Raw genomic sequence first — 24,094 nt, 5'->3', positions numbered from 1 at the left:
GCCATTGTCTCGGCGAGATAGGTCGGGTTCTGTCCTAGTTCGCCGGGTGGTTTCGTGTCAGAGCCCACGCACCGTCGTGAACACCGCGGCCATACTGTTCTGCCGCAGGTAGATGTCGGACGGCGGCGGCTGGTAGAACCCGAGCCCCGAATCCGGCAGCCAGGTGTAGTCGATCAGCCGTAGCGATATCGGCCCGGCCGGAGCCGTCAACTCCACCTCGAGCCCCTCGACCGGGGGAGCGAAGAACTGGAAACCGCTGCTCGGCACCGGCGTGATCTCGCGACCGCCGACCCGCAGCGCGCGAATATCGCTGTCGAACTTCAGATCCAGTCGCGTCCCGCCGCGCGTGGACTTGATCCGCAACTTCACCGTGCGCTGCCCGGCATCGGTGGTGTCGGAGACGATCTCGGCCACCGGTGCCGAGATCGGCTGCGTCGGAGCGGGTCCACTGGCCACGGCCTTCGGCCACAGCGCCGCGAACTGCGCCGTCGGTGCCCGGTCGTCCACGAACCCGTCGGTCCACCGGTCCGCCTCGACCGGCGAGAGCCATTGCGCCTCACCGCGATCCGCGTCGAAGGCGTAGATGAGCTGCGACGGCTGCGGATGGTCGGCGTCGAATCCGTCGATCGCCAGGCCGAGCGCCGCGACCGCGACGGTGAGCGCGAACGCCACCGCTGGAACCGCCCACCCCCGCCGCGGCCACGCGCGAATGAGCGTCACCGTGAGCACCCCGCCCAGCAGCATCACCACCGGGGCCACGAGGAACGGCGCACCCGTGATACCCGTCTGCAGCGCCGCCCAGGACGTTCCGCCCACGAATACCGCCGCCGGAATCAGCAAGACCGTGAGCACCGGCAGTTGCCAGCGCGACGGCACCAGCATCGAGGCCGCGACGGCGAGGACCGCGAAAAAGCCTGGCACAACCAGGATCTGCGCGGTCACCGGCGCGACAGCCGTCATGACCGTCGCGGCCAGCACCAGTCCGCCGAGCAGTCCGACGGCCGCGGCGGTGGTGTCGAAGAGCCGTCGCGCGAGCACCCACCACAGCGCCAGCACGGTCGCGCACACCAGCAGAATCGCCACGTAGAAGCTCTCCGGCCGATACGGGTCCACGAATCGCAGCGACCGGTACTCTGGCCGCACCGTCTGCAAGACCTCCCACAGCCCGTACACCGCGCCCATGGCCAGCGGCACGGCGAGCAGATAGGTGAACCCGGCCAGGACCACCGTGCGCAGCTTGGTCTCCGCATTGCGCCGCACCCTCCAGACCACCCACGCGAACAGCGCCACCATGGCCACCGCGAGCGCGATGATCACCCACACCGGTACCACGATCAGGACGTCGAACGGCAGCTGGAAGTAGGCGCGGTCGCTGCCGCCGGACAGCGTCGCCAGGTCGGTGTTCCCGTAGTCGCGCGCGAGGGAGAGGGCATTGTCGCCCATCTGCTGCACGGTCGGCAGATGTACGTGCGCGGGATCGTCGAGGACATTGTGGTAGTAGGCGCTGTTCCCGGCGTACGCCCAGTCGAGCACCTGCATGCCGCCCGGTTCCAGCGACGCGAAATCGGTATTGCTGGAGGTCTGCGCCTCACCGGCCGACGTGGAGAGTGAATCGGTATTCGGATGCGGCACACGGGCGACCGCCTCCATGAGCTTGCCGTCGGGATGGGTGATGCGCCACAGCAGCACCGGTCCGCCCGCACCCCGCGCCTCGTGATTGACGACCACGCCGGAGCGCTTCCCGTCCGGCCCCGACGCCACATACGCCTCCGCCCCCAGCAGCCCCATCTCCTCACCGTCGGTGAGCAGGACGACCAGGTCGTTGCGCAGCGTGGTGCCGCTCTCCTTCAGTGCGCGAACGGTTTCCAGAATCGAGGCCACCCCGACGCCGTCGTCGTTGGCACCCGGCCCGGAGTGCGTGGAATCGTAGTGCGCCGCAAGGTATACGGTGCCGGTGGAGTTCGTCCCCGGCATTCGCCCGACGATATTGAAGACTCGACCTATGCCGAGCCCGTCGCGCCGCAAGGCTTCGGGCCAGCGGCCGATACCCTCCTGCACCTCGGTCTCCAACCCGAGACGACGCAGCTCGCCCGCGAGATGGTCACGGACACGGGCGTGTTCGGCCGATCCCACCGGATGCGGCTGCCGCGCGATCTCCTCGACCGTGCGCAGCGCCCGCTCGGCACTGAACGCCGCCACGGGCGCGGCCTGGTCGCGATACCCGCGCGGCTGCGCATCCCAGGCCACCGCGGCCGCCACGGCCAGCAGAAAAACGAAGGCGAGCACACCGGATAGCCGAGACCCTGACCGCATCCTGTCGATGGTAGCGATCGACCACGACGCGACGGTGGTGATCGACCCCGCGCGGCGGTGACGCTGGAGGGATGGGCGACGGTGCCAGGGTGACCGGCGCGGGCTGGGCGCAGGGCGGGGTGTACCTCGCGCCGCTGCTGCTGCCGGGCGCGTAGCGAGGACACGGAAAGGGCTCGAGTCCCCGGAATCCGCCGTGCCGCACCGCCGCGGCTGCGATTCTGAATCCGAGTCGACCAGCCAACCCAGGCACGGGGAGGGACCGGCAATGGCCCGTATCGGCGTGATCAGCTTCTCCGACGGCCGCGACTACGTGCACGCGGGAATCGCGGACTTCATCACCGCCACCGAGGACCGGCTCGTCGCCGAGCTGAAGTCCGCCGGGCACACCGTGATTCGCGGCAGCGCCACGGTCAGCGGCAACGACCGGGCGGTGGCGGTGGCGCGCGAGGTCGCGGCGGCGGGCGTGGACCTGACCGTCCTGCACTACGCGGTGTGGGCGTTCCCGCACTTCACCATGTTGGCGGCCGGGGCGCTGCCCGGCCCACTGCTGCTGCTCTCCAATATCGACCCGGTGCAGCCCGGCATGGTGGGCATGCTGGCCGCCGGGGGAGCCCTGGACCAGATCGGCCGCAAACATTCGCGGCTCTGGGGCGATCCCGCCGATCCCGAACTCGTCGCTGCCCTCGGGGTACGCGCCGGTGCGGCGGCCGCGGTGGCGAGCCTGCGCGGCAGCACCTTCGGTCGCTTCGGCGGGCGACCCATGGGCATGAACACCGCCGTCGCCAATACCGATCAGTGGCAGCGCCAGTTCGGCATCGACGTGGAGGAGATCGACCAGTGGGAGATCGTGCGCCGCGCCGAGACCGCCGACGCCGCCGAGGCCGCCGCCGCCCGCGCCTGGCTGGAAACCCACACGGCCGGAGTGCATTACGACGGCCGCAAGCTCACCCCGGAGCTGCTGGACCGCCAGCTGCGCTCGTATCTGGCCGTGCGGGAGCTGATCGCGGAGTGGAAGCTCGACTTCTGCGGTATCAAAGGCCAACCGGAGCTCACCCAGTACTTCGCCACCATGGATATCACCGAGGCGTTGCTCAACGACCCCTACGACTGGAACGGCCCCAAGGAACCGCACGTCTGCGCCACGGAGGCCGATATGGACGGCGCGCTCACCATGCAGCTGTTCAAGCACATCGCCCACACGCCGGTGCTTTTCGCGGATGTGCGGCACTACCACGCCGACCGCGACATCTGGGATCTGTGCAATTCCGGCCAACACGCCACCTGGTACGCCGCCCGCAGCGACGACCCGCTGGAGAACCTGGCCCGCGTACACCTCTACCCCGAGGTGTTCTTCTTCCCGGCCGGTGGCGCGTCGGTGCACCACCTCGCCGCCCCCGGCATCATGACCCTGGGTCGGCTCACCCGGTGCGACGGCCGGTACCGGATGCAGATCATGCTCGGCGAATTCGAGAACTACGACAGCGCGACCAACGAGGCGCTCATGAAGCAATCCACCCGGGAGTGGCCGCACGCCTTCGCGCGACTGGACGCGCGCGCCTCGGAATTCCTGTCCCGATTCGGGGCCAACCATATTCACGCCGTGCCGGGCGACCATCGCGAGACCGTCGCGGCGGCCTGCGAACTGCTCGACATCACCCTCGACGAATTCGCCCGCTGATGTTGCTCGGCATCGATATCGGCACCTCCGCCTCGAAGGGCGTGCTGGTCGACCGCGACGGCACCGTGGTCGCCAGAGCCGAATGGCAGCACGGGGTTTCGACCCCGCGACCCGGCTGGGTGGAGCATCAGCCCGAGAACGTGTGGTGGGAGGAGTTCGTCAGCATCGCCCGGCATCTCGTGGAGGCGGCCGACAGCGATCGGTTGGATGCCCTCGCGGTCAGCGGCATCGGACCGTGTCTGCTGCCCGCCGACGCCACCGGCAGGCCCCTGCGCCCGGCCATCCTCTACGGCATCGACACCCGCGCCGGAGCCGAAATCGACGAGTTGAACGCCGAATTGGGTGCCGAGGCGATTCTCGCCCGCTGCGGTTCGCCGCTCACCAGCCAGGCCATCGGACCGAAACTGCGCTGGCTCGCCCGCCACGAACCCGCCGTCCACGCGCGCACCCGCATGCTGCTGATGGCCAGTTCCTTTCTGGTCCACCGCATTACCGGCCGCTACGTGCTCGACCACCAGTCGGCCAGCCAATGCGCGCCGCTCTACGACCTGCACGCCCGCGACTGGGCCGCCGACTGGGCCGAACTGGTCGCGCCGGATCTGGCGCTACCCGAATTGGCCTGGCCCACAGAGGTGATCGGCCATGTCACCGCCGACGCCGCCGCGATGACCGGCCTGCCCGCGGGCCTGCCCGTCACCACCGGCACCATCGACGCCTGGGCCGAGGCCGACAGCGTGGGCGTGCGCGCACCGGGCGACGCCATGATCATGTACGGCACCACCATGTTCCTGATCCAGGTGCTGACCGCGCCCCGACCACATCCGGGTCTATGGGGTACCTGCGGAACCTGCCCCGGCACCTACACACTCGCGGCCGGTATGGCCACCTCCGGCGCGGTCACCGACTGGCTGCGCATCCTGGTGGACAGCGAATTCGCCGACCTGGTCGACGAGGCGGCGCGCGTCCCGGCGGGCAGCCGCGGCCTGCTGGTGCTGCCGTACTTCGCCGGGGAGCGCACCCCGCTGTTCGATCCCGACGCCCGCGGCCTCATCGCCGGACTCACCCTCGGCCACCATCGCGCCGACCTCTACCGCGCGGTCCTGGAAGGGATCGGCTACGGCGTCCGCCACAATCTCGAGGCCATGGCCGCGGCGGGCGGGCGCGCCGAACGCCTGGTGGCCGTGGGCGGCGGCACCAAAGGCGGCCTGTGGACCCGCATCGTCTCCGATATCACCGGTCTGCCCCAACAGCTTCCGGCCGATACCGTCGGCGCCGCGCTGGGCGACGCCCGCCTCGCCGCCACCGCCGTCGGCCTGGACACCTCCGCCTGGAATCCGATCATCGCCACCGTCGAACCCGATCCGGAACGGCACGCGCGCTACGACGAGTACTATCGCCACTATCGCGCGCTGTACGAAAACACCCGGGAGACCGCCCATTTCCTCGCCGCGGAACAGCGCCGCGCCGCCGACTGACCCACCGTCGCCGCAGTCCTGGCCGATCACGCGGCGCGAAGTTTCCCTCGGGATGGTATGACTTCGCCGTGGCATGGACGTTGCGGCTCAGCGAGGACGACGAGGCTGCGCTGCGCGCGCAGGCGACAGTGGAGGGACGGTCGAAACAGGAGATCACCCGTGAGGCCATCCGGAACTATCTGATGCGACATCAGACCTGGGACGATTTCGTCTACGACGATCTGGCGTCGTAGCGGCTCAGCTCGCGGCGGGCGGATAGTACATATCCCGCACCTCGCCGTAGCGCTGCCGAATGGCCGTGCCGAAACGCGCGGCGGGCGGCGGGAATTCGGTGGCGGCCGGACTCGGCCACTGCGGCGGTCGCGGGCCGCCGCGCAGTGCCCACGCCGCCTGACGCGCCGCCCCACGGGCCACGTACTCCCCGGGTTCGGGCACGGTGACCGTCGCATTGAAGATGGTCGCGGCGGTATGGGCGATGAGTCGAGAGCGCGCCGCGCCGCCGATCAGCAGAATGCGCCGCGGCACCGTCGGCAGCCGGTCCAGGGCATCGGCGATATTGCACAGCATGCCCTCGATGGCCGCCCGCGCGAGATGATGCGGACGCATGGTGTGCGGGCGCAGACCGTGCAGGCTGCCGGAGGCGTGCGGCAGATTCGGGGTGCGCTCGCCGGTCAGATACGGCAGCAGGATGAGCCCGTCCGCACCCGGCGGTGACTGGGCGGCAAGGACTTCCAGCCCGGAGACATCGGTGCCGAGCAGCGCCGCCGTGGCATCCAGGACCCGAGCGGCATTGAGGGTGCACACCAGCGGCAGGAACCCGCCCGTGGCGTCGGCGAACCCGTTCACCGCGCCACTGGGGTCCGCGCTCGGCACGGCGGCGCGGGAGAACACCGTTCCGCTGGTGCCCAGCGACACCACCACATCGCCCTCGCCGATGCCCAGACCCAGTGCGGCGGCGGCATTGTCGCCGGTGCCCGCCGCCACCAGACGGCCGCCCGGGGTGTGTCCGGCCGCCTCGGCGGGAGCCAACACCCGGGGCAGCTGCGGGGTGCGTCCGCGAAAGGCCAAGGACAGCAGATCCATTCGGTAGTCGCCCGTAGCCGGAGACCAGTACCCGGTGCCCGAGGCGTCGCCGCGATCGGTGGTCGTCTCGAGATCGCGTTCCCCGCCGCGCAGCAGCCAGGTCAGATAGTCGTGCGGCAGGAGAACTTTGGCGGTGCGGTCGGCGAGTTCGGGTTCGTGGTCGGCGAACCAGCGCAGCTTCGCCACGGTGTGCGCGGCCAGCGGCACACTGCCCACGGCATCGGCCCACGCCTGCGGCCCGCCGAGCTCGCCCACCAGCTGCGCCGCCGACTCCGCCGAGCGGGTGTCGTTCCACAGCAGGGCATCGCGCACCGGATGCCCGGCCTCGTCCAGCACCACCAGACCGTGCTGCTGCCCGGCCACCGCGATGGCCTCCACCTCGCGCATCATGCGCTCGCACGCCGCCCGCAGCGCCTCCCACCACATGGCGGGCGGCACCTCGGTGCCGTCCGGATGCGGAATCTGCCGGTGCCGCAGCACCGTTCCGGTATCGGCATCGCAGACCAGCAGTTTGCAGGACTGGGTCGAACTGTCCACTCCGGCGACGACCGTCATTGGTCCACCTCGATGTCACGCGCCGAAGGCGCTGCGGGTGCGGGCGCTCGGGCGCACCTGGATCTTGCGGCCGACGCCCGCGTGGAAGGTGCGCAGGGCCTCGTCGAACTCGTCGAGCGAGAAGTCGTGGGTGATCATGGTTTCCGCGTCGATCACACCCTCGCCCATGAGGTCCACGGCCCGGCCGAAACTGTGCAGGACCGCCATCGACCCCACGATGGTGATCTCGTCGTTGTAGACGCGAAACGGCGAGATGCTCGCCCGCGCGTCGGCGGGCGCGACGCCGAACTGCTGATACGTGCCGCCCCGGCGCACCCGGGCCAACCCGTCCTCCACGGCCGCGATGGAGCCCGTGCAGTCGATGACGATCTCCCACCCCTGCGGCCGGTCCAACTCCTCGGCGCTGGTCGCCGCCGCGTCCGCGCCCAGGGCCCGCACCACCGCCAACCGCGCCGGATTGGTGTCCACCACCGAGACCGACGCCGCGCCACCGGCAATGGCCAACTGCTGCATGAGCAAGCCCATCGTCCCCGCGCCGTAGATGAGATAGTGCGCGCCCAGTTGCCGTGGCAGCACATCGAATCCGTGCACGGCGCACGACAGCGGCTCCACCAGCGCCCCGTGCGCGGCGGGCACGTGGCCGGGCAGCCGATAGCAGTTGGCGGCGGGCACTTTCACGAATTCCGCCATCGCCCCGTCCACGGTATCGCCGATAGCCCCCCAGTTCTCGCAGAGATTCCCGCGCCCGATCGCGCAGTAATGGCAGCGGCCGCAGAACAGCGACGGATCCACCGCCACCCGATCACCCACCCGTATGCCGTCGACATCGCGGCCGAGAGCCACTACCTCACCGGCGAATTCGTGTCCCGGAATGATCGGATAGGGCGTCGGCGGAAATTCCCCCGCGACAATGTGAATATCGGTGCCACATATCCCCACCGCATCCACCCGAACGACGGCATCACCGGCCCCCGGCGTGGGATCGGCGACGGTCTGCACCGAGAACTGTCCAGGCTTCTCGACGACCAACGCGCGCATATAAATACCATGCACCCGAGACGGCTACGGCCGATGCGTTTTCCGGCATTCCGACGCCGGGCTCACCCCTGGTACCACAGCGCGGTGCTGGCCACGCTGGCATGTTCCAACGGCAGGTAGTGCCCGTCCTCGCGCCACCCCAGCGCCTGCACGGTGACCCGCAGGGAATGCTCGAAGCAGATGGGATCGGGAATGTGCCAGCGGTACATGCCGAATCGCTGTTCCGGTTCATAGATACGGTCGGGCGGATGCGCCTGCACCAACCCCAGATACGGTGTGGAGTACGGCAGATACGCGCCATTGAGGTCGAAATTCCAGGCGCCGCCGAAATAGTCCTCGGTACCCGTCCCGCAGATGGTCGGGTATTCACCGTCGTCGTCGAGATAGAACTTCATCTCGCCCTCACCCCACCACCCGGGCGCGCGCGGTTCGACCGCCAGATAGGTGCCCACATACCGACCCGGGCCGCCGTGGGATTCGACGATCGGATGGACGGCGGGAGTGCCGAGAGGATCACTGCACCGCCACAGCGCGTGCAGTCGTCCGGCCGAATGCCCGACGTCCTCTTCGAGATAGGTGATCTGGTAGTACACCGGCGCGGTGCGCTCGCCGCCATTGTGCAACATGACCAAGGCGTGCGCCCCGAACGGCATGGGCCAGTAGCTGTTCAGCCCGCCCGCGGGAGCGACCACCACGGCCTCGGAGTTGACCAGCGCCAAGCGGTCCCAGCCATTGCAGAAGAAATCGCCCAGCGGCACCCGAATGGCCGGATCGGGCGCACCGTCCCAATAGACGTAGAGCGTGAAGTCGCGCAGCATGGTGCGGTCGGTGGTGAGCCAGAAGTGTCGGATCACGCCGGGTCCGGAAATATCGGCGAGGGTGACCGTTTCGCCCGGAGTCACATCGATGGAGGGGGATACCTTCCAGCCGCGGCCCAGTCCCGCCGCCGCGAAGGCCCCCGTGCCGGAAATGGCTCGCCCGCCCGCCCCGGGAGCGCCCGTCGGGTTCTCCGCGCTGATCGATCGGGTGCGCCGCCCGTCGAGCCGCCAGATCTCCTGCACCGGACCTATTTTCGCACGTGGCGGCCCCGGCGCGTGGCAAGATCGAACTGTTCGAACGACGAAGGGTCGGTACCGACCCACACGCGGTACCGACCCGAACTGTCGTGCCGAACAGGCTGTTTCGCCGTCAGCCGCCGTAGGGCGGATTCGGGATGGTCGGCATGCCGCCGGTCTGCTGCAACAGCTTGTCCTGGAGCTTGGCCACGGTCGCGGCGTCGATGCCCAGACCCCGCATGACGAACTGCTCCATATTGCTGTAGGACTTCGACACCTGGTCGTAGAACGACTCCAGGAAGTCGGCCTGCACGCCCAGCAGCGGTTCGATCAGCGACCGGTCCTCGATCAGACCCCGCGACACCAGGTAGTCCAGCGTGGCCTTGTTACTGGCGGCCAGCCGGTCGTTGGAGAGCAGGAAGTCCGACATGGCGTCCTCGCGCGACACCCCGAGGATGGAGAACAGGATCGCGGTGGTGATACCGGTGCGGTCCTTACCCGCGGTGCAGTGGTACAGGATCGGGCCCTCGGCGTCGGCGATCGCCCGAATGGCGGCGGCGAACTGTCCCCGGGTGGTGGCGTCGGTGACGAACCAGCGGTAGTAGGTGCGCATGATCTCCGCGCCCTTGCCATTGCCCAGCTTCTCCTGCTGGTAGGCCGGTCCGCCGCCGATGATCTGGTTGACCAGGGTGTAGAAGTCGTTGTTCGGATCGTAGATCGGCAGTTCGGTGCGCGGGATGGAGCCCGGCAGCTTGTCCGGATTGGCGGCGGTCTCGGTGGGGCTGCGCAGATCCAGCACCTCGGTCAGGCCCAGGGCCGTGAGCTTCTGGTGGTCGGCCGCGGTCAGTTTGTCGAGGGCGTCCGAGCGGAAGACCAGGCCGTTGCGGACGGTCTTGTTGCCCGACTGCGCCGCGTACCCGCCGACATCGCGGGCGTTCGGGGCGGTGATGCCCATCGAATCGGCCTTGGTCAGCAGCGGCGTCCGCAGCATGACCGTCGACGGTGCGGCGGTCGCGGTGGCCCCGGTGGCCGCGGCCGGGAGAACGGCGAGGAACGCCGCGGCTACGGCGGCGACACTGCCCCGTACAGCGCGTGAAATCGTCACTATGGGTTTCCCTTTCAATAACGGGTGGGGCAGTGTGCGCCCGACCCGGGTCTAGCGATCGAGCAATTTCGCCTTCAGCGCGGCCACGGTGGCGTCGTCGATACCGAGACCGCTGGCGAGGAAGTTGTCGAAGGAGCCGTAGCTGGCGTCGATCTGGTGGAACGAGGAGTCCAGGAATTCGCGGGAAACACCGAGCACCGGCTCGAACAGCGACGGGTCGGTGACCCGGCCGCTGGCCACGAGGCCGTCCAGGGTGGCCTGGTTGCTGGCCGCGAGCTTGTCGTTGGAGGCCAGGTAGTCGTTGTAGATCTGGCCGCGCGGCACGCCCAGGGCGCTCATGAGAATGGCGGTCATGAGGCCGGTGCGGTCCTTACCGGCGGTGCAGTGGTAGAGCACCGGGCCGGAGGAGTTCGCGATCTCCTTCAGGGCGGTCGCGAACTGCGCGCGGGCGGTGGCGTCGCTGATCATCCAGGCGTAGTAGTCGCTCATGTACTTCGCGCCGCCGCCATTGCCCAGCACCTGCTGCTGCATCTCCGGGCCGCCCTGCACGAGCTTGCCGAAGAAGACGTAGAAGTCGTTGTTCGGGTCGTAGATCGGAAGTGCCTGCGCCGGAATGGAACTCGGCAGCTTGTCCGGATTCGCGCCGCTCTCGGTGGGGCTGCGGAAATCGATCACCTTGACGATCCCCGCCGAGACCAGCGCCTGCTGATCGGCCGCGGTGATCTTGTTCAGCGCATCGGAGCGGTAGACCGAACCGGGCTTGATCTTGCCGCCGCCACCCTGGGTGGGGTAGCCGCCGAGATCGCGGGCATTGGGGGCGGAGATCTCGAGGGATCCGCCCTTGGGCGCCTGGAGCACCGCGATGGGGGTGTCCGCCGCGGCGGGGGTGAGGGTGGCGGGGAAGACGGCGATGAGGGCGGCGGCGAGGCCCGCCACGCTGCCGCGTACGGCACGCGAAATCGTCACTGGGGGTTTTCCTTTCGATGACCGGCCGCGGAGTGGGGGTTACGGCCGGGTACTGCCGAATCGGGGTGGGGTCCCGGTTCGGTGCGCGGACCGATGAGTGGGGGTCTCGGTCCGAAGCCTGAGGGTCAGTCGGCGTCGGCCAACAGCGTCACCGTTCCGGCCGCGCCGTCCACGCGCACGCGCTGTCCGTCGGACAGGCCGGTGCTGGCGGTCTTGGTGTCCACCACGCAGGGGACGCCGAATTCGCGGGCCACGATGGCGGCATGGGATGCCGCACCGCCGATATCGGTGACCACCGCGCCCGCGTAGGCGAACATGGCGGTGTGGCCGGTATCGGTGACCGAGGCGACCAGAATGTCGCCGGGCTCGATATCGTCGTCGAGGGTCAGCACGCGCTTGACGGTGCCCTCCACCACGCCGGGGCTCACGCCCAGGCCGGTGAGGGTGTCGCCGACCGCGATGGCGCCGCCGATCTCCTCGGGCTCCCAATGGCCGTTCACCAGATCCGGCATGCGCACACCCTGAAGCCGGGTGCGCTCGGCGCGGCGGCGGACCACGCGCTCCTTCAGATCGGCGGGGGCCCAGAGGATTTCGTCGAGGGTCAGGAAGGCCGAATCCTCGATCTCGGTGAGCTTGCCGACCTTCACCAGTCGGGCGGCGCGCTCCTGGGTGGCCAGGCGCAGGCAGTGGGTGACGCGGACCACCGCATCGCGGGCGCGTTCGCGGTAGACGGTCGCGCCGACGGCCATCTTGGCGGTGCGGGTGGTCGGCTCCGGCACCGGCTCGCGTTGCGGCGCGGGCATTTCCGCGGCGCGACCGGCGGCGGTCACCAGCAGTTCGGGTCGGTCGCCGAAGGTCGGGTTGAGCAGTTCGCACTCGCCCGGACCGCGGTGGCCCATGGCGGCGAGGACGGCGTCGAGGGCCTTGGCGAACTCCGGCGACTTCTCCCGGGCCGCGGCCACATCGCCGCTGCGCGCCACCTCGTGCAGCCCGGCGTCCTTGCGGCACAAGGCCGCCAGCCGCTCCACGGCCAGCATGGGGCGCGCCGATTCGAGGCGATCCAGATCGATCTTCACCTCGCCCTTGTGCACGGCGGTGGCCGCGCCGGTCATCATGACCCCGATGGAGGCGGCCTGCCAGGCCTGGTTGAGACGGTCGCGCCACAGCAGCGCGCGGGCGTGCAGCTGCTCGTCGGTGAGTTCGGAGATCTGGTCTCGGTCGAGGGCTTCCGCGCGGGAGGCGGCATTGATGAGCTCGGCGGTCTTGCGGTAGCTCAGGGCGGTGGCGGCCACCCGGCCGGTCGCCTTCAGCGTGCCGAGACGACCGCCGTCCATGGGCGGGCGGCCCAGCGGATGCAGCTCCATATCGCCGATCGCGCCGTAGACGTCCTTGCGAATGGACTCCTCGTCCCAGCCCGGCATGTTCTCGGCGGTGAAGACGCCGATGGAGGGATTGATGTACATGTTGTGGCCGAGCACGCTGGTGACGCGGGAAACCCAGTGCTCCAACGCGATTCCCTCGAGCGCGATCATGGCGCCCATGGCCTCGTTGCCGAGCCGGATGGCACCGGCCTGCAGGTCGATGGTGAGCGGGGTGAGCGGGCCGGGCAGCGCCTCGGAGGTGTTGGTGGCGGTGTAGACCGGGATGCGCTCGTCGATGAGATCGTCGAATTCGCCCTGATAGCCCTCGGGCGCGGCGGAGACCAGCGGATAGCCGTCGGAGGTCGGGGCCGATTGCGGGACAAGGTGACTCGGCAGCGGGATGGCCCCGCGGCGAGCGCGGAAGCCGGAGCCGTCGGCCTTGCGGCCGTGCAGGCCGCGCGCCACATCGGCGACCGTCTCGCGGGCGGTCCAGCCGTAGCGGAAGTTCCACTCGTCGCGGGCGGCGGTGGTGTCGATCAGCGCGCGGCTCGACGAGGAGCGCGGCAGCCACGCGGAGTACTTCACGCCCGCGTCCTGCAGAATGCGGCGCACGTCCTCGCCGGAAACCTCACCGGGAGCGGCCAATCCGACGATTCCGTCGCGCTGTGAGACGGCGGCCAGCACCAGGAAGCGCTCCAGATCGTCGTAGTGCAGCACCTGCAGGCTCTCGCCGCCGCGCGCACCGGCCAGATTCTCCAGCGCCCGCCAGCTGTCGCGGTCCACTCGGCGTCCGGTCACCACCGGGGTGCGCACGATGAGCGCGTTCACGCCGCTGCTGGCGACGATGCGCTGCACGGTCGAATCCGCGCCCGCGGCAACGGGAATCACCAGGCGCGCGCCGCCGTCGCGGGCGGCCGCGGCCATGGTGGCGACGGCGTGTCCGGCCAGATGCACCACGGTGTCGACCTGCTCGACCGCCCGGGCGCAGACCGCCGCATCGGACAGGTCGCCGACGGTCACCACGACGCGCGGGTCCACGTAGCGGTGCCGCTGCCGGTCCAGGCCGACCACCTCGTGGCCCGCGGCCAACAGCATGCGCGCCACGGCACGACCACTCGGCTCGGTGACTCCGGTGACCAGAATCCGCATTGACTCTCCTCCTCGTGAGGCGTCCGCAACCAAGGTGACGCCGTTCACACACCATCACCGCCGGGCCGACCGCCGCCCGGTCGCAGTCCCGGTGATCGGGATCGAAGAGTCATTGAGCAAGATGCGACGCTATGTCGTTCGCTTCGCGAAGGGAACGTCGTGGATATGACGGTGCGGAATTCGGTGCGCCCGCGTGCGGCGGCCGCGATCGACAACTACGACTTCGAGGCGGACGTGCTGGTCGTCGGGTACGGGGCGGCCGGTGCCTCGGCGGCCTTCGAGGCCGCGCGGGCCGGTGCGCGGGTGCTGGTGGTGGACCGGGCCGGAGGCGCGGGCGGCGCGTCGGCCCTGTCCGGCGGCGAGATCTACCTCGGCGGCGGCACACCCGTGCAGCGGGCCTGCGGCTTCGCCGATACGGCCGAGGACATGGCGGCCTTCCTCACGGCCGCACTGGGTCCCAGCGCGGATCCGGCCAAGATCGCCGAGTACTGCGCGGGCAGCGTCGAGCACTTCCAGTGGCTGGTCGACCGCGGCGTCCCGTTCAAGCCGTCGCTGTGGGACGCCCCGACCTGGGTGCCGCCCACCGATGACGGGCTCATGTGGCTCGGCGAGAACAGCTGGCCCTTCACGGAATTGGCGACGCCCGCCCCGCGCGGGCACCGACCGACAGCCAACGACTTCGGCGGGAAGCTGCTCATGGAGTGCCTCACCGAGGCCGCCGAATCCGCTGGAGCAGAAGCACTTTTCGATACCTATGTCACCAACCTGATAGTGGCCGAGAACAATACGGTCGTGGGCGTCGTCGCGCGCCGCTACGGCAAGGAACTCACCATTCGCGCCCATCGCGGTGTCGTCCTCACCACCGGCGGGTTCGTGGACAACGACGCCATGCTCGCCGATCACGCGCCGCAACTGCTCGGCCACACCAAGGTGAGCGCCGGAACCGATGACGGCAGCGGTATCCGCATGGCCCAGGCCCTCGGCGCCGCGGTCCGGCACATGGGCGCTGGTCAGGTCGGCATGTCCCTGATCCCCGGTCTGGCGGCGCGCGGCATGGTGGTCAATGCCCGAGGTCAGCGCTTCATGAACGAGGACACCTATCCGGGCCGCATCGGCCAGGCGGCGCTGTACCGCCAGAACATGGGCGGCGCGTGGGCGGGCGACGACACCGCCGTGTGGGTGATCGTCGACGAGACCGGCTTCGAGGATGTGCCCGAACCGCAGCGCTGGGGCGTCCAGCCCACCCATGTCGGCGAAACCCCCGAGGAGCTGGAGCAGTTGACCGGACTGCCCACCGGATCGCTCGTGGACACCGTGCTGCGCTACAACGAACTCGCCGCGCGCGGAGACGATCTCGACTTCCACAAGTCCCCGCGCTGGCTGCGCCCGCTCACGTCGCCGCTGGCCGCCATCGACGTCAAGGCCGGGGTCCGCCCGCCCTCGGAAGCCGGTGACCGGCGCGGCACCGGCGCGTCGGTGTTCACCCTCGGCGGTCTGCACACCGACCTCGACGGCCACGTGCTCGACGTGAACGGCGACCGCATCGGCGGGCTCTTCGCCGCGGGCCGAGCCGCCAACGGCCTGCACGGATTCGGCTACATCAGCGGCACCTCGCTCGGCGACGGCACCTTCTTCGGCCGCCGCGCCGGAGCCGCCGCGGCCGAGAAACCACGCGACGACCAGGGCCGCTGACCGGTCGCGCGGGTTCCGATCACCGGGACTATTCCCGCTGCTCGCGGGCCCGTCGCCCTAGCGTCGATGGTCAGAACCATTGGACCAGGAGGGACAAGCTCAATGACGAACAAGGTGCTCGATCGGGTCCGGGAACTGCTGCCCGCGATCCGGAAACGGGCCGTGGAGGCCGAGGAGCAGCGGCGGGTTCCCGATGCCACCATCGAGGAGCTCACCCGGGCCGGGGTGTTCCGCATGCTCCAGCCCGCCCGGTTCGGGGGCGCCGAGGAGTCGCCGGTCGCCTTCTACGAGGTCATTCGCGCCATCGGCACCGTCTGCCCGTCGAGTGCCTGGGTGGCGTCGGTGTTGGGCGCGCACCCGTGGCAGCTGGCCCTGTTCACCGATCAGGCCCAGCAGGACGTGTGGGCCGAGGATCCCGACACCCTGGTCTCCTCCTCCTACGCGCCGACCGGCAAGCTGACGGCGGTCGAGGGCGGGTACGAGATCTCGGGTCGCTGGAGCTTCTCCTCCGGCTGCGACCACGCGCAGTGGGTATTCCTGGGCGCGTTGGTGCCCTCGGAGAAGGGGATGGACTACTACACCGTCCTGGTCCCGCGCACCGACTACGTCATCGAGGACGTCTGGAACGTGTCGGGCCTGTCCGGCACCGGCTCCAACGACATCGTCATCGACAAGGCCTTCGTCCCGACGTACCGCACCTACAGCGCCACCGATCAGGCCGATCTGATCGGACCCGGCCAGGAGCTGAATACCGCGCCGCTGTACAAGATCTCGTTCGGCAGCGTCTTCTCCAACACCATCACCGCGCCGATCATCGGCGCCGCCCAGGGCGCGTACGAGGCCCATATCGAACGCCAGCAGGAGCGGGTGCGCCTGTCCTACGGCGGCCAGAAGGTCTCCGAGGACCCCTTCGCCCACGTCCGAATCGCCCGTGCCGCTTCGGAGATCGACGCCGCCATCCTGCAGATGGAGCGCAATATCACCGAGCAGCTGCGGTATGCCGAAGCAGGGGAACCGATTCCGTTCGAATCCCGCCTGCGCGCCCGCCGCGACCAGGTGCGCGGCACCGAACGCGCCCTGGAGGCCATCGACCTGCTGTTCAAGAACTCCGGCGGTCACTCCATTCGCAAACCCAATGTCATCGAACGGAATTGGCGCGACGCCCATGCGGGCAGCGTGCACGCCATCAATGACGTGGAGCGCGCGCTGGCCATGTTCGGCAAGGGCGCGATGGGCCTCGAGGTCACGGATAGGATGCTGTAGATGAGCCTGACCGCTGAGAGCACCAGCCGCTGGATCACCGTCGACGGCGTGAAACTGCGCTACCACGAGGCGGGTTCGGGCACGCCGTTGGTCTTGCTGCACGGCTCCGGCCCGGGCGTCTCGGGCTGGGCCAATTTCGGCAACAATCTCGAGGTGCTGTCGCGGCACTTCCGCTGCCTGGTCCTGGACCAGCCGGGCTTCGGCGGCAGCGAGCGGCCCGAGGTGTACGAGCGCAACTACCTGCGCATCGCCTCGGACGCCGTCATCGCCCTGCTCGACGAGCTCGGTCTCGAAAAGGCAAGCCTGCTGGGCAATTCCATGGGCGGCGGGGTGGCCGCGCTGACCGCGCTGGAGCATCCCGGCCGCGTGGACCGGCTGGTGCTGATGGCCCCCGGCGGCGTCGGCGTGAACATTCTCGGCCCGGAGCCGTCGGAGGGCATCAATCGATTGCTGGCCTTCAATGCCGACCCCACCGCCGAACGGGCCGTCGACTGGTTGAAGACCATGGTCTTCGATCCGGCCGTGTTGACCGAGGAACTGATCGCGACCCGCACCGCCGCCGCGACGGACCCGAAGCAGACCAAGGCGCTCGGCGACGCCTACGCCACCTTCTACAACCCGAAAATGGCCGAGGCACTGCCGATGTGGGCGCGCTTGAAGGGTCTGCGGCACGAGGTGCTCATGCTGTGGGGCCGCGACGACCGCGTCACCCCCGTGGAGGGTGCGCTGTTCCCGGCGCGTCAGCTGCCGAATGCGGACCTGCGCATCTTCGCCCGCTGCGGCCACTGGGTGCAGGTGGAGCGCAAGGACGCCTTCGAGCGTTCGGTGATCGACTTCCTGGAAAACGGGCTGTGAGCCACCGGCGATCGGGATTAGGGTGCGGCTATGGCTTGGACCGCACCCGACACCGATCGCCGCTCGTTTCTGCTCACCGGTGACGAGCGGGCGATGCTCCAGTCCTTCCTCGACCGCAGTCGCGACACGCTGCTGTGGAAATGTCAGGGCCTCACTGGAATTCAGCTCGCCACCCGCAGCGTCGAGCCGTCGTCCATGTCGCTGCTTGGCCTGCTGCGGCACATGACCGAGGTGGAGCGGGGCTGGTTCCGTCAGAAGGGCGCGGGGGAGCGGGTGCCCTACGCCTATTGCAGCGAGACCAATCCGGACGGCGATTTCGACGATGTCGACGCGGCCGCCGCCGAGGCCGACTACGCCCGTTACCTCGAGGAAACGGCCCTGTGCGACAAGGCCGTTGCCGCGCTGCCGCTCGACCATGTCGTCGCGCATCCGCACACCGGCCGCGATATCTCGCTGCGCTGGATCTACCTGCACATGATCGAGGAGTACTCGCGGCACAACGGGCACGCCGATCTGCTGCGCGAGCGCGTGGACGGCGACACCGGCTACTGACGCCTACAGGCCGTGCTCGTGCACCCAGGCGGCCACCTGCGTGCGTGACGTGAAGCCCAGCTTGGTGAGAATGTGCTCGACATGGGTCTCCGCGGTGCGCACCGAGATCACCAGTTCGGTGGCGATGCGCTTGTTGCTGTGCCCGGCGGCCACCAGTCGTGCCACATCCTTCTCGCGCCGCGTCAGGATATCCGTCTCGGCCGCCAGCGCGGCCGAGGACCGGGCGGGGCGAGTGGCGACCGCGATATCGGCGGTCCGCACCGGCGGTTCGGGCGCGCGCCGCAGCGCGTAGTCGATGGCCTCGTCCAGCGGCAGATTCGCACCCGCCCCGAACGCCTCTCGAAAAGCCTTCTCCCCGAGGGTGTCTCGAACCTTACGGCGCTCCTCGTCGGCGATGACGCTCGTTATGTGGTCGGCCAGCCGCACCGTACTGCGCTGGAGGTTCTCCGCCGCGCCCATGAGCCGCGCGGCCCGCTCGACCTCGCCGCGGGCGGCTTCGGTCCACGCCAAGCCCTCGAAGGCCGAAGCCAGCCACACACAGCGTTCGAACAGCGCCAGCTGCTCTATGGCGCGCGCGTGGAATTCGGCGGCGGTGTCCTGTTCGCCCCTGCGCCAGTGCACGATTCCCACCGTCCACAGCGCCAACCCGCCCAGCAGATGCGAGCCGGTGTCCTCGGTGAGCTTCAGGAACCGATCCGCCAGCTCCGCGCCGCCCGGTGCGTTGGTCACCTCCGCGCACATGAAAGCGAAGGCGTGGCTGTCCATTTCGATGGCGGGCTGACCGCCGTCGGCGGCCAATTCGATGGCGGTCCGGGCCAATTCCAGCGCCCGGCCCCCGTCACCCTCGGTGAAGGCCAGCAGCGACCGGTCGAGATTGACCTCCGGCATGATGTCGGTGGTGCCCAAAGCCGTTGCCAGCTGGAGGCATTCGGCCACCAGTCGGGAGGCCGAGGCCTGATCCGAGAGCAGCGCCGCCAGTGACGCCGCCGAGGAGAGCGCCCGCACCCGTGCCCGCGTCGGCTCCGGATTGAGCGCCAAAGCCTCGGTGAGCCACCGGTATCCCTCCGAGAGGAACCGGTGGTGCTCCCAGAACGGGCGCAGCACGCTCACCGTCTCCATGGTGGCCAGCGGCTCGTCGCGCAGCCCAGACCGCAGGGCCGCGCGCAGATTCGCGTGCTCGCGGGTGAGGTCCTTGAACCACACCACGTCCTCGCCCGTCCAGTAGGCGGTCTGGCCGCGCAGCGCGAGCTGGCGGTAGTGCTCGCGGTGGCGGGTCCGCGCCGCCGCCTCGTCGCCGCGCTCGGCCAGCCGGTCGGCCCCGAACTGCCGGATGGGCTCCAGCATCGAGTACCGGCCCACCTCGTCGTCGTAGCGCGGCGTCAGCACCGATTTGTCCACCAGCCCGGTCAGCGCCTCCATCAGCGAGGCCCCGCCCAGATCGCACACCGCCTCGGCGGCATCGATGTCGAAGCCGCCCGCGAAGACCGAAAGCTGTTGCCACAGCAGCTGTTCGGCCGGGGTGCACAGGTCGTAGCTCCACCGGATGGCGCCCTCGATGGTCTGCTGCCGCTGCGGCGCGGTCCGCGGCCCGGCGCTCAACAGCTCCATGGTGTCGTCCAGGCGCGCCAGGATCTGTTCCGGAGTGAACATGCGCAACCGCAGCGCGGCCAACTCCAGCGCCAGCGGCATCCCCTCGAGTCGACGGCAGATCTCGGCGAGGGTGGCGCGATTGCCCGGGGTCGGGCTGAATCCGGGATTGGCGGCGGTGGCGCGTTCGATGAACAGCCGCATGGCATCGCTGTCCTCGCCCGCGGCGGCCTGCTGCACCGGCAGCGGCGGCACCGGCATCACCTGCTCGCCCGGAATGCCCAGCACCTCCCGGCTGGTCGCCAGCACCCGCACATCGGGGGTGGTCGCGATGATCCGCCCCACCAGCGTGGCGCACGCGTCGATCAGGTGCTCGCAATTGTCGAGAATGATCAAAAGCCGCTTGTCGGCGAGGAATTCGGTCAACCGGGGCAGCGGCGCGGTGGTCTCGTCGCGCAGATCCAGCGCCTCGGCCACACTCAACGTCACCAGATTCGGATCCTGCACATCGGCCAGCTCCACCAGCCACACGCCGTCCGGAAACGCCCGCGCCACCACCTGCCCGACCTGCCGAGACAGCCGGGTCTTACCCATGCCGCCCGGGCCGAGCAGGGTCAACACCCGAGTCGAGGGCAGCAGCCGCTTCGCGGTAGCCAGCTCATCGCGGCGGCCGATGAAACTGGTGACCTCGGCGGGAAGGTTTCCGGTGACACGCCGCGCCATGGCCCCAACCTAAGCGATCGCCTGCCCTCGAGCCAGCGCCCCGGCCATAAAACCAGCTCGTGGCCGTATGGTAAGCGCGCTGTGCCGCCGCTTACACATCGTCGGCCCCTGAACAGCGGGCGCACCGCACGATTGCCCGAAATCGGCGTTTCGGTGATGCGTCGTGTGCATTACCGGGGCCTCGGGGCGACCCGGCGTAGTCTCGGGTGGTGGCCGCAGGACGAGCACGCCCCGGGATCTCCGCGCGACAGCGTCGGGTCGAGCGGCGCACGGCGCTGTTGGCCGCCGCCCGTGAACTCATCGATTCCCAGGGGCGCGCTGGGCTCACGGTCGCGGAGTTGTGTCGGCGGGCCGGGGTGACCGAAACGCAGTTCCACGCGGAGTTCGCTGATCTGGACGCCCTGGTGGCGGCGGTCGCCGAGGCCGCGGCCTTCCCTGAGGGATTCGCCGCCGAGCTGCGGCGCGGTGATCGCGGGCTCACCTAGACTCGGTCGCGTGCCGAGCAGAAAGCGCCGTGCCCGCCTCGACGACGTGCACGAACTCGCCCAGGCGATGCCGCATGTCACGCGGCTGCACGGGCCGAAGGGCAATCCGATCTATCAGGTCGGGGGCAAGTCCTTCATCTACTTTCGAACGCCCAGCAAGGACGCCGTCGATCCGGTGACCGGTGAACGCTACGACGACGTGATCATCTTCTGGGTACCGTCGGCCTCGGACAAACTCGCCCTGACCCAGGACGAGGATTCGCCGTTCTTCACCACCCCACACTTCGACGGCCATCTCTCGGTCCTGTTGCGCGGCAGCCGCATCGGCGAGCTGTCGGTGCAGGAACTGACGGAGGTGGTGCAGGACGCCTGGCTCGCGCGCGCCAGCGCCACCCGGGGCCGCAAGTGGCTCAGTGAGCAGCGGCTCCCGTGAGGAACAACGTCATGGCCTCGGCCACGGCGTCGGGCCGGTCGAGCATGGACAGCACGTAGGCATCGTCGATTTCGATGAGCCGTCCGCCCGGTAGCAGTTCGGCCAGCCGCCGCCCGTGCTCGCGGGGCATCACCTTGTCCGCCGAGGACCACAGGATCAGCGCGTCGCCGGAGAAGCGCCGCAGCGCTTCGGTATTGGCGATGAGTTCGGCCTTGGGGCGTGGAGATCGGCTGTAGGACAGGACATCCCGGCGAATGCGCCGATCGCGCAGCCCGGGTTCGGTCCAGCCGCGCACCATTTCGTCGGAGAGCGGCCGCTTGGCCATCCAGCCGAACATGGGCGGCGAACTGCGCAGCCACGACACCCGCATCTGCTTCAGCGCCAACCAGATTCCGCCCGGCAGCGCCGACGCCAGAATGGCCGTCTTCCCCGGCAGTCCCGGCGGGAAGTTGTCGAACGCCTCGCAGGGCGTGACGATGAGCCTGCCGACGCGCTCGTCCAGCCCGTACGCGGTGAGGAAAAGCCCACCGCCCCAATCGTTGTGCACCAGCGTCACATCGCGCAGGTCCAGCGCGGCCAGGAAATCGGCGATGAGTTGGTTCAACCCGCGCAGGCTCAGATCGGCACCGGGCCGCATGGGCTCCGAATGCGCGCCCAGCGGCAGATCCGGCAGCACGTACCGAAACCCCTCGGGCAACCGGTCGAGCACCGGATCCCAGATCGTGTGATTCATCAACAATCCGTGCAACAGCACCACCGCAGGGCCCGCACCGCGCTCGACATAGTGGATCCGACCTGCGGGAATATCGACCGAGGGCATAACACTCCTCCCATAGAGCAAACGCTCTAGCGCGTTTTCTCTAGTCTGGTGGGGTGAGTGAGAAGATGTCAACCACCACCCGCGAACGCCTTGTCACGGCGGTGGCGGAGCTCATGCGCACCCAGGGCTACAGCGCGATCACCGTCAAACAGATCACCGCCGCCTCGGGTGCGCCCATGGGGTCGCTGTACCACCATTTCCCGGGCGGCAAGCCGCAGATCGCGGCGGAGGCGCTGCGCACATCGGGTGCGGCATATATCCAGCTGCTGCCGCTGCTCATGGACCCCCACGAGGACCTGCGCGTGGCGGTGCCCGCCGCGTTCGAGGCGGCCGCGGAGACCATCGAGCAGAGCGGCTGGATGAATATGTGCCCGGTCGGCACGGTGGCGGGGGAGATCTCCGACAGCGAACCGGATCTGCGCGCGGTCGCCGCCGAGGTCATCGGCTCCTGGATCGACGAGGGCACAAGCTATTTCACGCGCCGAGGGCTGGGTGCGGCGGCTGCCCGCGAGCTGATTCTCGCGGTACTGTCCGCCCTGGAGGGCGCGTTCGTCCTGAGCCGCACACTCCGGTCGGCGGAACCGCTGCACGCCGCCGGACGCGCCATGGCCGCGCGGATCGAGGCGGTGCTGGCCACCGCTCAGCGGTAGCCGACGGCGGTATCGACCTCGGTGAGCTGATGGCGCATACGGTCACGCTTGGTGCGCAGGTAGTGCACATTGTGTTCGGTCGGCTTGGTCTGCAAGGGGATTCGGCCCACGACCGCGATGCCGTACGCCTCCAAGCCGGATTGTTTGGCGGGGTTGTTGCTGAGCAGCCGCACCGAGCGCACCCCGAGATCGGCGAGCATGCGCGCCGCCGCACCGTAGTCGCGGGCGTCGATGGGCAGGCCGAGCTGGAGGTTGGCGTCCACGGTATCGGCACCGTCGTCCTGTAATTCGTAGGCGCGCAACTTGTTCAGCAGTCCGATCCCGCGTCCCTCCTGCCCGCGCAGATAGACCACCACGCCGCGCCCCGCCTCGGCCACCGCCTCCAGCGCGGACTCGAGCTGCTCGCCGCAATCGCAGCGCAGCGACCCGAAGGCATCGCCGGTCAGGCACTCCGAGTGCACCCGAACGAGGACGTCGTCGCCGGACGGCTCGCCGTAGACGAGCGCGAGATGCTCGGCCCCGGAGTGCTCGTCGGCGTATCCGATCACCTGGAAGTTCCCGGCGGGCGTCGGCAACCGCGTCTCGACCACGCGAGAAATACCGTGCTCCAGGCCTTTTCGATACTCGATGAGATCGGCGATCGAAATGATCGGCAGGTCGAACTCGCGCGCCAGCGCCAGCAGTTCCGGCAGCCGGGCCATGGACCCGTCGTCGTTGACCACCTCGGCGATGACCCCGGCGGGGCGCAGCCCGGCCAACCGCACCAGGTCCACCGCGGCCTCGGTGTGGCCCGGACGGCCCAGTACCCCACGGGGATTCGCGCGCAGCGGGAAGACGTGCCCCGGCCGCGACAGCTCCTCGGCGGTGGTGCGCGGATCGGCCAGCAGCCGCATGGTGTGCGCCCGGTCGGCGGCCGAGATCCCGGTGCTCACACCGGATACCGCGTCCACCGACACCGTGTACGCCGTGCCCTTGGGGTCCTGGTTCACCGCCGTCATGGGCGGCAGCAGCAGTCGGTCCAGATCCTCGCCCGCCATCGGCACGCACACCACGCCGCTGGTGTGGCGCACCAGGAAGCCGATATTCGCCGGGGTCGCCTTCTCGGCGGCGAGCACGAGATCGCCCTCGTTCTCGCGGTTCTCGTCGTCCACCACGAGCACCATGCCGCCGCGCGCGATCGCGGCCACCGCGTCCGCGATCGAGTCGAGTTCACCGGTCATCGTCGACCACCTCCTTATTTCAAATAGAAATATGTT

General features: G+C 69.3%; 20 protein-coding genes. 10 read left to right on the top strand and 10 right to left on the bottom strand.

Annotation, left to right across the window (positions count from 1 at the left end; translation table 11 throughout):
* Positions 1-57: 57 nt before the first annotated feature.
* On the bottom strand, positions 58-2,313 hold the full coding sequence (locus tag ACIBH2_RS11300; RefSeq protein WP_397115906.1) for a M20/M25/M40 family metallo-hydrolase: 2,256 nt from the start codon (positions 2,311-2,313) through the stop codon (positions 58-60).
* 265 nt (positions 2,314-2,578) lie between these two features.
* On the opposite strand from ACIBH2_RS11300, the gene ACIBH2_RS11295 reads away from it, so the two are divergent.
* The 3 genes from ACIBH2_RS11295 to ACIBH2_RS11285 all read left to right on the top strand — a co-directional run bounded on the left by ACIBH2_RS11295 (position 2,579) and on the right by ACIBH2_RS11285 (position 5,699).
* Positions 2,579-3,991 (top strand): L-fucose/L-arabinose isomerase family protein, encoded by a 1,413-nt coding sequence (locus ACIBH2_RS11295; RefSeq protein WP_397115904.1) that lies wholly within the window; start codon positions 2,579-2,581, stop codon positions 3,989-3,991.
* The gene (locus ACIBH2_RS11290; protein ID WP_397115902.1) at positions 3,991-5,466 is read left to right on the top strand and encodes an FGGY-family carbohydrate kinase; all 1,476 of its coding nucleotides are present in this window, start codon (positions 3,991-3,993) and stop codon (positions 5,464-5,466) included. Before ACIBH2_RS11295 ends, ACIBH2_RS11290 begins: the two co-directional genes overlap by 1 nt.
* A gap of 68 nt (positions 5,467-5,534) precedes the next feature.
* Positions 5,535-5,699, top strand: coding sequence for a ribbon-helix-helix protein, CopG family (locus ACIBH2_RS11285; RefSeq protein ID WP_397115900.1), 165 nt, complete (start codon positions 5,535-5,537; stop codon positions 5,697-5,699).
* Between the two features lie 4 nt (positions 5,700-5,703).
* Here the strand turns inward: ACIBH2_RS11285 and xylB are convergent, their stop codons facing one another.
* The 6 genes from xylB to ACIBH2_RS11255 all read right to left on the bottom strand — a co-directional run bounded on the left by xylB (position 5,704) and on the right by ACIBH2_RS11255 (position 13,778).
* Entirely contained in the window at positions 5,704-7,104 is a 1,401-nt protein-coding gene (xylB, locus tag ACIBH2_RS11280) for a xylulokinase (protein WP_397115898.1), read from the bottom strand.
* Between the two features lie 15 nt (positions 7,105-7,119).
* Positions 7,120-8,142: a zinc-dependent alcohol dehydrogenase family protein gene (locus ACIBH2_RS11275; RefSeq protein ID WP_397115896.1), complete on the bottom strand. Its 1,023-nt coding sequence runs from the start codon at positions 8,140-8,142 to the stop codon at positions 7,120-7,122.
* Positions 8,143-8,204: 62 nt separating this feature from the next.
* The gene (locus ACIBH2_RS11270; protein ID WP_397115894.1) at positions 8,205-9,203 is read right to left on the bottom strand and encodes a glycoside hydrolase family 172 protein; all 999 of its coding nucleotides are present in this window, start codon (positions 9,201-9,203) and stop codon (positions 8,205-8,207) included.
* A 127-nt stretch (positions 9,204-9,330) separates the two neighbouring features.
* Complete coding sequence (locus ACIBH2_RS11265) at positions 9,331-10,302, bottom strand: tyrosine-protein phosphatase (protein WP_397115892.1); 972 nt, start codon at positions 10,300-10,302, stop codon at positions 9,331-9,333.
* A gap of 51 nt (positions 10,303-10,353) precedes the next feature.
* Positions 10,354-11,268, bottom strand: coding sequence for a tyrosine-protein phosphatase (locus ACIBH2_RS11260; RefSeq protein ID WP_397115890.1), 915 nt, complete (start codon positions 11,266-11,268; stop codon positions 10,354-10,356).
* A 125-nt stretch (positions 11,269-11,393) separates the two neighbouring features.
* Positions 11,394-13,778: a PEP-utilizing enzyme gene (locus ACIBH2_RS11255; protein WP_397115888.1), complete on the bottom strand. Its 2,385-nt coding sequence runs from the start codon at positions 13,776-13,778 to the stop codon at positions 11,394-11,396.
* Positions 13,779-13,943: 165 nt separating this feature from the next.
* Here ACIBH2_RS11255 and ACIBH2_RS11250 point away from each other — a divergent pair, with 165 nt between their 5' ends.
* The 4 genes from ACIBH2_RS11250 (at position 13,944) to ACIBH2_RS11235 (ending at position 18,140) form a co-directional block, all read left to right on the top strand.
* Positions 13,944-15,470, top strand: coding sequence for an FAD-dependent oxidoreductase (locus ACIBH2_RS11250; protein WP_397115886.1), 1,527 nt, complete (start codon positions 13,944-13,946; stop codon positions 15,468-15,470).
* Positions 15,471-15,572: 102 nt separating this feature from the next.
* Positions 15,573-16,733, top strand: a complete 1,161-nt coding sequence (gene hsaA / locus ACIBH2_RS11245; RefSeq protein ID WP_397115884.1) for a 3-hydroxy-9,10-secoandrosta-1,3,5(10)-triene-9,17-dione monooxygenase oxygenase subunit — start codon at positions 15,573-15,575, stop codon at positions 16,731-16,733.
* Complete coding sequence (locus tag ACIBH2_RS11240; protein WP_397115882.1) at positions 16,734-17,588, top strand: alpha/beta fold hydrolase; 855 nt, start codon at positions 16,734-16,736, stop codon at positions 17,586-17,588.
* A gap of 30 nt (positions 17,589-17,618) precedes the next feature.
* Complete coding sequence (locus ACIBH2_RS11235; RefSeq protein WP_397115880.1) at positions 17,619-18,140, top strand: DinB family protein; 522 nt, start codon at positions 17,619-17,621, stop codon at positions 18,138-18,140.
* A 3-nt stretch (positions 18,141-18,143) separates the two neighbouring features.
* Here the strand turns inward: ACIBH2_RS11235 and ACIBH2_RS11230 are convergent, their stop codons facing one another.
* Entirely contained in the window at positions 18,144-20,450 is a 2,307-nt protein-coding gene (locus tag ACIBH2_RS11230; protein WP_397115878.1) for a LuxR C-terminal-related transcriptional regulator, read from the bottom strand.
* A 209-nt stretch (positions 20,451-20,659) separates the two neighbouring features.
* Between ACIBH2_RS11230 and ACIBH2_RS11225 the strand changes: the two genes are divergently transcribed.
* Together ACIBH2_RS11225 and ACIBH2_RS11220 are read left to right on the top strand one after the other, a co-directional pair.
* Positions 20,660-20,935 (top strand): TetR family transcriptional regulator, encoded by a 276-nt coding sequence (locus ACIBH2_RS11225; RefSeq protein ID WP_397115876.1) that lies wholly within the window; start codon positions 20,660-20,662, stop codon positions 20,933-20,935.
* A gap of 67 nt (positions 20,936-21,002) precedes the next feature.
* Positions 21,003-21,368, top strand: coding sequence for a hypothetical protein (locus ACIBH2_RS11220; protein ID WP_397116975.1), 366 nt, complete (start codon positions 21,003-21,005; stop codon positions 21,366-21,368).
* Here the strand turns inward: ACIBH2_RS11220 and ACIBH2_RS11215 are convergent.
* Complete coding sequence (locus ACIBH2_RS11215) at positions 21,346-22,188, bottom strand: alpha/beta fold hydrolase (protein WP_397115874.1); 843 nt, start codon at positions 22,186-22,188, stop codon at positions 21,346-21,348. The genes ACIBH2_RS11220 and ACIBH2_RS11215 overlap by 23 nt on opposite strands.
* Positions 22,189-22,241: 53 nt before the next feature.
* Here ACIBH2_RS11215 and ACIBH2_RS11210 point away from each other — a divergent pair, with 53 nt between their 5' ends.
* Positions 22,242-22,838, top strand: coding sequence for a TetR/AcrR family transcriptional regulator (locus tag ACIBH2_RS11210; protein WP_397115872.1), 597 nt, complete (start codon positions 22,242-22,244; stop codon positions 22,836-22,838).
* On the opposite strand, the gene ACIBH2_RS11205 is transcribed toward ACIBH2_RS11210, so the two are convergent.
* Positions 22,829-24,058: a bifunctional 3,4-dihydroxy-2-butanone-4-phosphate synthase/GTP cyclohydrolase II gene (locus ACIBH2_RS11205; RefSeq protein WP_397115870.1), complete on the bottom strand. Its 1,230-nt coding sequence runs from the start codon at positions 24,056-24,058 to the stop codon at positions 22,829-22,831. The genes ACIBH2_RS11210 and ACIBH2_RS11205 overlap by 10 nt on opposite strands.
* Between the last annotated feature and the right edge of the window lie 36 nt (positions 24,059-24,094).

The organism is Nocardia sp. NPDC050406 (assembly GCF_044459025.1).
Classification (GTDB): Bacteria; Actinomycetota; Actinomycetes; order Mycobacteriales; family Mycobacteriaceae; genus Nocardia.
Note: the sequence above shows the minus strand (reverse complement) of the source record. Positions and strands in the feature narration are given on the sequence as shown.

Coding starts and splice junctions, on each gene's coding strand:
- ACIBH2_RS11300 (WP_397115906.1), bottom strand. CDS start 2,313: ATGCGGTCAGGGTCTCGGCTATCCGGTGTGCTCGCCTTCGTTTTTCTG.
- ACIBH2_RS11295 (WP_397115904.1), top strand. CDS start 2,579: ATGGCCCGTATCGGCGTGATCAGCTTCTCCGACGGCCGCGACTACGTG.
- ACIBH2_RS11290 (WP_397115902.1), top strand. CDS start 3,991: ATGTTGCTCGGCATCGATATCGGCACCTCCGCCTCGAAGGGCGTGCTG.
- xylB (WP_397115898.1), bottom strand. CDS start 7,104: ATGACGGTCGTCGCCGGAGTGGACAGTTCGACCCAGTCCTGCAAACTG.
- ACIBH2_RS11275 (WP_397115896.1), bottom strand. CDS start 8,142: ATGCGCGCGTTGGTCGTCGAGAAGCCTGGACAGTTCTCGGTGCAGACC.
- ACIBH2_RS11255 (WP_397115888.1), bottom strand. CDS start 13,778: ATGCGGATTCTGGTCACCGGAGTCACCGAGCCGAGTGGTCGTGCCGTG.
- ACIBH2_RS11250 (WP_397115886.1), top strand. CDS start 13,944: ATGACGGTGCGGAATTCGGTGCGCCCGCGTGCGGCGGCCGCGATCGAC.
- hsaA (WP_397115884.1), top strand. CDS start 15,573: ATGACGAACAAGGTGCTCGATCGGGTCCGGGAACTGCTGCCCGCGATC.
- ACIBH2_RS11240 (WP_397115882.1), top strand. CDS start 16,734: ATGAGCCTGACCGCTGAGAGCACCAGCCGCTGGATCACCGTCGACGGC.
- ACIBH2_RS11235 (WP_397115880.1), top strand. CDS start 17,619: ATGGCTTGGACCGCACCCGACACCGATCGCCGCTCGTTTCTGCTCACC.
- ACIBH2_RS11230 (WP_397115878.1), bottom strand. CDS start 20,450: ATGGCGCGGCGTGTCACCGGAAACCTTCCCGCCGAGGTCACCAGTTTC.
- ACIBH2_RS11220 (WP_397116975.1), top strand. CDS start 21,003: ATGCCGCATGTCACGCGGCTGCACGGGCCGAAGGGCAATCCGATCTAT.
- ACIBH2_RS11215 (WP_397115874.1), bottom strand. CDS start 22,188: ATGCCCTCGGTCGATATTCCCGCAGGTCGGATCCACTATGTCGAGCGC.
- ACIBH2_RS11205 (WP_397115870.1), bottom strand. CDS start 24,058: ATGACCGGTGAACTCGACTCGATCGCGGACGCGGTGGCCGCGATCGCG.